Genomic DNA, 8,693 nt, shown 5'->3' with positions numbered 1-8,693 from the left:
AAATTGATACAGCATCACGTCACATGACTACCGCAGAAGATAATATTTTTAGTGATTTGGGGTTTTCTGATGCTCAGGCCAGTCAACTATTAGCAGAATCAAATGCAGAGATTGAACAAGCTTTGGTAATGAAAAAAGCACTGATGACGTCAATTGCTGGTTGGATTAAATCCGAAGGTATACGGCAAGTGGACGCGGCCACATTACTACATGTGTCGCGCCCGAGAGTTTCAGATGTCGTTAATCAAAAAACAGAAAAATTCACTCTTGATTCATTGGTTAGCATGGCCGGTAATATCGGTAAGAAAGTCACACTTATCATTGAATAAAAAACCAGATTCCTGTTTAGCGATACAACTCAACCAGTGCAGGCGTCACCTGCAATTCATCTTGCCAATGGGTGAGCGTCAGAGTTGCCAGTTGAGCCAGCCCTTGATAAAACGGATGCCCGGCGTCGGATTGCAGCAAAGCCAGATAGCGATACCCCCAAGGCAGTAAGTGATCGGCCAGTAACTCGGGCAAACCGGCTGGTTGATGCTCTGCCAGCCAGGCAGCCATCATTAGCATTAAACCAAACTGATCTTCCGGCTCATCCTGATCCAATGTCACTTCCACTTGCTGCTGCGCCATCCAGTGGCGCAGTTTTAAGGTGGAATCACCAAATAACACATTCTCTTTATCGAGATAAACAGAACCCCAAGGCGGCGCAGGCAAAGCATAAGGGCCAATAAACAGCCGTTGCCAAGCCTCTTCTCGCGTTTCTTCGGTTACTGATTGTGCCAGTAAAGCCGCAATAGCTAGCCGCTGCTGCTCCGAGCCATAAGGCCACTGTGCCGCCCATAAACCATGACTTAATTGCGCCACAATATCATGGCATGCCGGGCTGTCTGGCTCGCAATAAAACAGTGCGCCCAACACCCGGCCTGTCAATGCAATTTGCTGATAAATCATGTCATTCCTACCGTCATATGCAGCCCGTAGAACACGCCGCGGCCAATCAATTCAGCAACAATAATCAATAACATGGCAAATATCATCCCCAGTGTCATAGGTGTACGCCCTCGAATTAAGGGACAAATCCAACAGCCCAATCCTAATACCAGCAACACCAAACGCCAGACCATCAAGGTGCCATAATCAGGGATGAGCTGAGAGGCTTGCTGCACCGAGCTGTAAATCAGCGGCAAACTCGCGGCCTGCATAATGACACTGGCGAGACTGATAATCAGCGCTAACACACTGATCATCGGCAGCTGTAGCATCGCCCGCCCATTGATATCCGCCCATTGCAGCAGTAAATAACCCAACATTGGCCCGCTAATAAAGGCGGTCAGCACGAAGCCCAGTGGGGTATAAATATTATCCCAGGTGGGTACTGTATCAATGGAATAAACCCGACACATGGCATAAACGAATACCACGCCCAGCACCATTGCCACCACCAACCAGATTTTACCGAGCAGCGCGGGCATCTTATTCAAAATCGCCAGCAACCAGTAGAAGCCCGCTACGGCAAAGAACACCGAACCGGCGGCTATCTCATTACTCAGCGCCGATTCACCGACCCGATTTAACGAGTTGAATGCCCGCATGGGCGAGCCCAGATGCAATGTCGAGGCAATGAAAGCCAAAGCCATCAACACCCATAAGGCAAACATGCTGCGGTGAACACGCTGTTGTTGCCCACGACTCAAACCGCCAAATATCAATGCCAGCCCAAGAACAATAAAGCCTCCGACTACGCACTGCCCCAGCACCGTAAAGACCATCAGTGGCCATTCATGCCATCCCATACCCATGCTATACCTCCTTCGGATTTGCCAGATGACCGGTGGTATCTCTGACCGGGCGGCTGTTGGCATTCGGTTTCACGACAATATTCGGTAAGGTGAAATGAGCGGCAGGCAGCGGAGCAACTTCGGCCAATTCACCGTACTTCTCACGCAGCTCATCGATAGGTGCCATATCCAGCGCTCGCAATGGGCAGGAGTCGACACAAATCGGCTTCTTACCGGCGGCGACTCTCTCATAGCAGCCGTCACACTTGGTCATATGTCCTTTTGCTTCGTCGTACTGCGGCGCACCATACGGGCAGGCCATATGGCAGTAACGACAACCGATACAAATATCCTCGTTAACTACCACAAAACCATCATCGCGCTTATGCATCGCGCCAGTCGGGCACACTTTAGTACAGGCGGGGTCACTACAGTGGTTGCAGGCAATAGAAAGATAGTAAGCAAACACATTCTGGTGCCATGCACCGTTATCCTGTTGCCAGTCACCTCCGGCATATTCGTAAATGCGCCGGAAGCTCACATCGGTGGATAAATTTTTGAAGTCTTTGCAAGCCAGCTCGCAAGTTTTGCACCCCGTGCACCGGCTGGAGTCGATGTAAAAACCATATTGCGTCATCAGTTAGCTCCTTAAGCCTTGGTTACTTGAACGAGGTTGGTATGGGATGGGTTCCCTTTCGCCAACGGAGAAGGGCGCTGTGTGGTCAATACGTTGATGCTGCCCGCTCTGTCGATGCGATTTTCATCTGGGCTGTACCATGCCCCCTCCCCCAGCGCCACAACGCCCGGCATCATACGTGGCGTGACTTTGGCGTTAATCTGAACTTCGCCACGGCCATTAAATATCCGCACAATATCGCCATTTTTGATGTCGCGTTCCCTGGCATCGAGTGGGTTAATCCACATTTCCTGACGGCAAGCGACTTTCAGTACCTCGACGTTGCCGTAAGTCGAGTGAGTTCGGGCTTTGTAATGGAATCCGGTGAGTTGTAATGGATACTTCTGGTTTAGGGGATCGTCAAAACTTTCGAATCCAGCGGCATACACGGGCAGCGGGTCAATAACATCATCCGGTTGTAGCTCCCAGGTCGCGGCAATTTGCGCTAACTCGGCAGAGTAGATTTCAATTTTGCCCGATGGCGTGGTGAGCGGGTTAGCAACCGGATCGGCGCGGAAGGCTTTATAGGCAACATGATGCCCTGCCGGATCGCGTTTTTTGAAAATGCCCTGTTCGCGGAATTCCTCAAAAGAAGGCAGTTCAGGAATGGCTTCCTGTGATTGCTGATAGAGATGGCGCAGCCAGCCCTCTTGTGTGCGCCCTTCGGTAAATTGCTGCTCCACCCCCATACGTTTTGCCAGCTCACTGGTCATTTCATAGATGTTTTTGCACTCAAAGCGCGGTTTGATCACCTGATCGGCGAAGATCACATATGCCATGTTGCCACTCGATGCATCGAGGCAGAAGTCCATCTGCTCGGAAGCGGTACAATCTGGCAGAATGATATCGGCATATTGAGCTGACGAAGTCATGTGGTTATCGATGACCACAATCATTTCGCATTTCTTATCATCTTGCAGAATGTCATGAGTACGGTTTATTTCTGCATGCTGATTAATCAGGCAGTTACTGGCATAGTTCCAGATAAACTTGATGGGCACATCCAGCTTATCTTTACCCCGTACTCCGTCGCGGATGGCGGTCATTTCAGGGCCGCGCTCAATGGCATCAGTCCATAAAAACATCGAAATACTGGTTTTAATTGGGTTTTCCAACGTCGGCATTCGGACAAACGGCAGGCCATAGGAACCTTCACGCGCCCCAGAATTACCACCATTGATCCCTACGTTACCGGTCAAGATAGCCAGCATGGCAATTGCGCGACTGGTATTTTCGCCGTTAGCATGGCGCTGTGGCCCCCACCCCTGCGCGATATAAGCGGGTTTCACCGAGCCAATTTCTCGGCCCAACTTAATTATTTTTGCGGCAGGAATACCGGTGATAGCCTCCGCCCACTGTGGCGTTTTGGCGGTTTTATCTGTGCCCTGCCCTAAAATATAGGCTTTATAATGACTATTCTTCGGCGCGCCTTCGGGTAGGGTTTTCTCGTCATAGCCCACGCAATATTTATCGAGGAACGGCTGATCCACCAGATTCTCGCTAATCATTACATAAGCCAGTGCGCAGGCCAGTGCAGCATCCGTCCCCGGCCGCAGCGGGATCCATTCATCCTCACGGCCCGCCGCGGTATCGGTATAACGCGGATCAATAACAATCATTTTGGCGTTAGACTTCTCCCGTGCCTGCTCCAGATAATAAGTGACGCCCCCGCCGCTCATCCGGGTTTCGCCGGGGTTGTTACCAAACAACACCACCAGTTTGCTGTTTTCAATGTCTGATGGGCTATTACCGTCAGCCCAACCGCCATAGGTATAATTCAGGCCGGCTGCAATCTGTGCGGTGCTGTAATCGCCATAATGATTAAGATAGCCGCCGCAACAATTCATCAATCGGGCCAATAAGGTTGAACCCGGTGGCCACGAGCGGGTCATGGTGCCGCCCAGCGTACCCGTGCCGTAGTTTAAATAGATGGCTTCATTGCCATACTCATTAATGATGCTTTTCATGCTGGCAGCGAGGGTATCAAATGCCTCATCCCATGAAATACGTTTAAACTTACCTTCCCCGCGCGCACCTACGCGTTTCATTGGGTATTTCAATCGGTCGGGGTTATACACCCGCCGACGCATTGAGCGGCCGCGTAAACAGGCACGAACTTGATGCAAACCCTCAAAATCATCATCACCGGTATTATCCGTTTCGACATATTTAATTTCCCCATCAACCACATGCATGCGCAATGGGCAACGGCTGCCGCAGTTAACGGTGCAAGCACTCCATATCACTTTGCCATCATTAGCTGGGTTTATTGCAGATTGAACAGCGTGTGCGGTGCGGGAAAACGGTAGCGAAAACGCTCCGGTTGCCATGGCAAGGCCGCCGACGACTGTCGTTTGGACAAGTTTTCGGCGCGTAATTTCTGCCGTTAACAGTCGAGATTGGTTGGTCTCTTTCATAAGATTCCCACTTGGTTGCATTCCAGAAAATGGAGAACACCGCAATGGATGAAATCCGATTAATTCAAAAAAATGAGTTATTCAGCGGGAGGGATGGTTAAGGCAGAGCGCGGTGGCTCAGTTATAGCAGTTGTTATAGTTAGGATAATAAATATACCGCCCCGCATCAGTGACCCTACCTCTTTTGGGTATAGTGGGAGTTGTTTGGTATCAATAAAGCCATGAGGATTAAACTTTCCTCATGACTTTATAATCAATTTGTGACGAATGACCGTTCTTTCAGCAAGCTTGATGATAAAGCGTCATAATCTCATCAACCGAGGCTTCACGCGGATTGCCCCCAGTACAGACATCGGCAAAGGCTGCTACAGCCAGTGCTGGAATATCATCAGCCCGCATCCCAACAGCACTGAGAGAAGCTGGGATGCCAATATCACGATTCAATGCAAATACCGCCTGAATAGTTTGCTCACGCACCTGATCCAACGGCAAACTTAATGCGTTATCCAGCCCCATCGCCACTGCGATTTGACGGAAACGCTCACCGGTATAAGCCGCGTTATAGCGCATGATATAAGGCAATAAAATGGCATTAGCCACGCCATGTGCCATGTTGTAAAACGCGCCAAGCGGGTGAGCCATACCGTGTACTAATCCCAGCCCCACATTGGAAAAACCCATACCGGCAATATACTGCCCAAGCGCCATATCTTCGCTCGCAGTGGCATCACCTTTTACTGCTGCGCGCAAGGAACGGCTGATAACCTCAATGGCTTTGAGATGCAAAGTATCGGTCAGTTCCCAAGCTCCTTTCGTTAAATATCCCTCAATAGCATGTGTTAACGCATCAACCCCCGTCGCCGCTTTTAGCGCCGCTGGCATGCTATCCATCATATCGGCATCAATAAATGCTACGGCGGGAATGGCATGAGGATCGACACAAACAAATTTACGCCGCCGCTCTTCGTCAGTAATCACATAATTAATGGTCACTTCCGCAGCCGTCCCGGCAGTGGTAGGGATAGCGAGAATAGGTACGCAAGGCTTACGGGTATCTGCAACACCTTCCAGACTACGCACATCGGCAAACTCAGGGTTATTGATAATGATACCAATAGCTTTACAGGTATCCTGTGGCGAGCCGCCCCCCAGGGCTATCAGGTAATCCGCCTCACTTTGGCGAAAAGCATCTACCCCTTGTTGCACAATACTGATAGTCGGATTGGGTTTAACGGCATCAAAAATGGCGAAATACAAACCGGCCTGTTCCAGACGACTAATTAAACGGGTCGCCACACCACATTCGAGCAGTATTTTATCCGTGACGACCAATGCTTTTTGATAACCCCGCCGGGTAACCTCATCGGTCAGTGCCGCCAATGAGCCGCGACCAAACCACGCCGTTTCATTTAAAATCATTCTATTCATGATTGATTCCTCAGTGTTTTTGTCCACCTGCTATTTTTAGCCACGAGCTAGTCTTCAACCCGCAAACCGTAGGTTTTGAATTTCTCCAATACCACACTGATTTCTTCTTTAGATAACACCGGCACCTCATCAACAATCGGTAAAATCGCCAGTAGCAATGTGGCCAAAACCTCCACCTCATGGGCCAACCACAGTGCTTTCGCCAGGTTTTCTTCACAAGCAATCAGGCCATGATGCTGCAACAAAGTCGCTTTACGATTTTTCATCGCCACAGCGACATGTTCAGAAAGCGCTTTGGTGCCAAAGGTGGCATATGGCGCACAAGGGATATCATCGCCACCCGCAGCAGCAATCATGTAATGAATGGCAGGAATCGGACGATTTAGAATCGAAACTGCCGTGCAATGAACTGAATGGTTGTGCACCACAGCATTTGCATCGGGCCGGGTTTGGTAAACGGCCTGATGAAAGCGCCATTCACTGGAAGGAACTTTGCCTGCCTCGTGGTGACCGTCGGCATCAATATAAACAATATGTGACTCGGTGAGTTTGTCATAAGCAATACCAGACGGCGTAATCAAAAAACCCTCTTGATAGCGCACGCTAACATTACCAGCCGTTCCCTGATTCAGGCCTAAGCGGGTCATTTCAAGGCAGGTATTAATAATGTCGCGCGCCAATGCTTCTTTTTTCATTTGTTCCTCTCCTGGGATGCAAATATCTAAATGTAAAAATGCATTAAATAATGTATTGGGTTAATGAGCGTGAATATGAGACATATTTTTCGCTCATTTAATTAAAGTAAAAAATGAAGCGCGCAAAAGTGTGAGCCAGGTCATGAGTATTCATTGTTTAATGCCGATTTAAGTATTGTTTATTTTTATAAAATGTCCGTTTGAAAATACAACATGACTAAACGGTCAAATATCCATTTACATATATATTTATGACTATTTGACCGTTTGTGACAGAAATAAAATAATCGGTCATTAGCTTTGTGTGTTTGAAACACAATTCATTTCAAACGGTCATGAATTGTTTTTATTTAAAGTGATTAGCATCACAAAATATCAGCATTGAGTTACCAATGTGATTCAGCTCATACTTTTTAGCTATTTTTACCTTATAAAGAACGGGACTTAACGCAATGAGGATATTTTAATTTGGACTCAGACAACTCATGTCGACCAGAGAAAAATATCATTCATTAAACAAAAAAATTTCCGTCGAATATTACGAACTTTCGAACGAGTGAAGTATCTGACGAGGGCACCATGGGAAATATTTTAATACAAACAGATAGCACCAAAATTTCCGCCTCGGTAAGTGACGAGTCGGCAAATAAAAAAAGATATCTGATTCCTTTCGCGTTGCTGTGCTCGCTGTTCTTTCTTTGGGCAGTAGCAAACAACCTAAATGATATTTTATTACCTCAGTTTCAGCAGGCATTTACGTTAACCAATTTTCAGGCTGGCCTGATTCAATCCTCATTCTATTTCGGTTATTTCCTGATCCCAATCCCAGCTGGCATCTTGATGAAAAGATTCAGTTATAAAGCGGGGATCATCACCGGTCTTCTGTTCTACGCCTTTGGCGCAGCCCTGTTTTGGCCTGCCGCAGAGACAATGAACTACACCTTGTTTTTAATCGGCTTATTCATCATCGCAGCCGGTTTGGGGTGCCTGGAAACGGCTGCCAACCCCTTTGTTACTGTATTAGGGCCTGAGAAAACCGGCCATTTTCGGATCAACCTGGCACAAACATTTAATTCCTTTGGCGCCATTATCGCCGTGGTATTCGGGCAAAGCTTAATCCTCTCCAATGTCCCTCATCAGACACAGGAAGTATTAGATAAATTGTCGGTTGAGGATTTAAATAGTTATCACCATAGCTTGGTCAAAGCGGTACAATTACCCTATTTGATTATTGTGGCAGTGGTTATTTTTGTTGCGCTATTAATTCTTATCACTCGGTTCCCTGCAATAAAAAGCGAGTCTGACGACACGCACAATGGCTCTTTCTTTTCTTCATTACCACGTTTATTAAAAATAACCCACTGGCGCTGGGCAGTATTAGCGCAGTTCTGTTATGTCGGCGCACAAACAGCCTGTTGGAGTTATTTAATTCGCTATGCAATAGAAGAATTGCCAAATGTCACCCCCGGATATGCTGCTAATTATTTAACTGCCACTATGGTGTGTTTCTTTATCGGTCGATTCAGTGGGACCTGGTTAATTACCCGCTTCGCGCCTGAGAAAGTATTAGCTGCTTATGCATTAATTTCAATGTTACTTTGTATTATCTCGGCAGCCTTTGGGGGACATATTGGATTATTAGCGCTGACATTATGCAGCATGTTTATGTCAATACAGTACCCTACCATTTTCTCTTTAG

Annotated in this window: 8 protein-coding genes; 2 read left to right on the top strand and 6 right to left on the bottom strand. The window is 47.8% G+C overall.

Going from position 1 to position 8,693, the window contains the following annotated elements; translation table 11 throughout:
• Positions 1-2: 2 nt before the first annotated feature.
• Positions 3-329, top strand: a complete 327-nt coding sequence (locus ACNSO8_RS01140; protein ID WP_418393567.1) for a helix-turn-helix domain-containing protein — start codon at positions 3-5, stop codon at positions 327-329.
• A 16-nt stretch (positions 330-345) separates the two neighbouring features.
• Here ACNSO8_RS01140 and dmsD read toward each other — a convergent pair whose 3' ends face one another.
• From dmsD to ACNSO8_RS01110, 6 genes are all read right to left on the bottom strand, one after another.
• The gene (dmsD, locus tag ACNSO8_RS01135) at positions 346-951 is read right to left on the bottom strand and encodes a Tat proofreading chaperone DmsD (protein ID WP_019083883.1); all 606 of its coding nucleotides are present in this window, start codon (positions 949-951) and stop codon (positions 346-348) included.
• A complete protein-coding gene (locus ACNSO8_RS01130; protein ID WP_046051519.1) occupies positions 948-1,799 on the bottom strand; it encodes a dimethyl sulfoxide reductase anchor subunit family protein in 852 nt (283 codons plus the stop codon). Before ACNSO8_RS01130 ends, dmsD begins: the two co-directional genes overlap by 4 nt.
• Position 1,800: 1 nt before the next feature.
• Complete coding sequence (locus ACNSO8_RS01125) at positions 1,801-2,418, bottom strand: DMSO/selenate family reductase complex B subunit (protein WP_026017943.1); 618 nt, start codon at positions 2,416-2,418, stop codon at positions 1,801-1,803.
• A gap of 8 nt (positions 2,419-2,426) precedes the next feature.
• Complete coding sequence (gene dmsA, locus ACNSO8_RS01120; protein WP_418393566.1) at positions 2,427-4,871, bottom strand: dimethylsulfoxide reductase subunit A; 2,445 nt, start codon at positions 4,869-4,871, stop codon at positions 2,427-2,429.
• 279 nt (positions 4,872-5,150) lie between these two features.
• Positions 5,151-6,302, bottom strand: coding sequence for a lactaldehyde reductase (gene fucO / locus ACNSO8_RS01115; protein ID WP_418393568.1), 1,152 nt, complete (start codon positions 6,300-6,302; stop codon positions 5,151-5,153).
• A 44-nt stretch (positions 6,303-6,346) separates the two neighbouring features.
• Entirely contained in the window at positions 6,347-6,994 is a 648-nt protein-coding gene (locus ACNSO8_RS01110) for an L-fuculose-phosphate aldolase (RefSeq protein ID WP_004701238.1), read from the bottom strand.
• Between the two features lie 579 nt (positions 6,995-7,573).
• On the opposite strand from ACNSO8_RS01110, the gene fucP reads away from it, so the two are divergent.
• Positions 7,574-8,693 (top strand): L-fucose:H+ symporter permease (gene fucP / locus ACNSO8_RS01105; protein ID WP_418393565.1); only part of this gene is annotated, 1,120 nt, incomplete at its 3' end.

This window comes from Yersinia sp. LJYL362 (assembly GCF_048323875.1).
The sequence above is the reverse complement of the archived record's forward strand: the minus strand, read 5'-3'. Positions and strand labels throughout refer to the sequence as shown.